Genomic DNA, 1,495 nt, shown 5'->3' on the forward strand with positions numbered 1-1,495 from the left:
CTTTAAAATATAATGGTCTTATATTACTGGATATGAAAAGTAAAGGTTGAATTTATTAGGTGTTATTAAAATTTTGTACTCATAATAACATTAGCAGTAGAAAATATTTCTCAATAATAAAATGAAGAGAAATATATGAATGCATGGAATAGATTGGTTTATAATGGGGATTGATTAACATGATTAATTATTAATTTAATTATATTAAATGGAAAGGAAAGATTGTAATGGCGAATGTACTCGTAATAAATTTTCCTGGAGAAGGTCATATTAATCCGACGTTAGCTATTGTTAGTGAGTTAATTCAGCGTGGAGAAACAGTTGTTGCATATTGTATTGAGGATTATAGAAAGAAGATTGAAGCAACAGGTGCGGAGTTTCGAGCATTTGAGAATTTTTTTTCTCAGATTAATATTATGGAACGAGTAAATGAAGGAGGTAGTCCTGTTCCGATGTTATCACATATGATGGAAGCATCGGAACGTATTGTCAATCAAATTATAGAAGAGACGAGAGGAGAACAGTACGCTTACATGATTTATGATAATCATTTTCCTGTAGGGCGTATCATAGCGAATATTTTTAAGTTACCTAACATTTCTTCTTGTACAACTTTTGCTTATAATCAGTACATTGTCTTTAATGATGAACAAGAAGCGAGACAAATAGATGAAAATGATCCACTATACCAATCGTGCTTAGCTGGACTGGAACAATGGAAAGAGCGATATGGAATGGAATGTAATAGTCTATATGATATTATGAATCATCCTGGAGATATTACGATTGTATATACTTCTAAAGAGTATCAACCGTATTCGGATGTATTTGATGAATCGTATAAATTTGTAGGTCCATCAATTGCTACTCGTAAAGAAGTGGACAGTTTTCCTACCGAAGATTTAAAAAATGAAAAAGTGATTTTCATTTCTATGGGAACAGTTTTTAATGAACAACCTGAGCTATATGAAAAATGTTTTGAAGCTTTTAAAGATGTAGAAGCGACAGTCGTATTAGTTGTTGGTAAGAAGATAAATATAAGTCAATTTGAAAATATCCCCAATAACTTTAAGTTGTATAATTATGTCCCGCAATTAGAAGTATTACAGCACGCTGATGTATTCGTGACACATGGTGGTATGAATAGCTCAAGTGAAGCATTATATTACGGTGTTCCGTTAGTCGTAGTTCCGGTGACAGGGGATCAACCTTTAGTTGCAAAACGAGTAGCCGAAGTAGGGGCTGGAATAAGATTGAATCGTAAAGAAGTAACGCCAGAGTTATTACGTGAAACTGTAAAGAAAGTAATGGACGATGTAACATTTAAGGAAAAGAGCCGTAAAATTGGAGAGTCTCTTCGAGAGGCTGGGGGGTACAAAAAAGCTATTGAAGAAATTGAGCAATTTATGTCTAATTACCACCTTTCAAAATAATATAAATTTCAATCTAAGATGACAACTAGAAATCTACTCTAACTAAAATATATAGAAATGGA

Annotated in this window: 1 protein-coding gene; it reads left to right on the forward strand. The window is 32.6% G+C overall.

What is annotated here, in order from left to right:
- Window positions 1-227 precede the first annotated feature (227 nt).
- Window positions 228-1,433, forward strand: coding sequence for a macrolide family glycosyltransferase (locus LOK41_RS28120; protein ID WP_241819372.1), 1,206 nt, complete (start codon window positions 228-230; stop codon window positions 1,431-1,433).
- Window positions 1,434-1,495 lie beyond the last annotated feature (62 nt).

The organism is Bacillus sp. TL12, from assembly GCF_022625245.1.
GTDB lineage: Bacteria > Bacillota > Bacilli > Bacillales > Bacillaceae_G > Bacillus_A.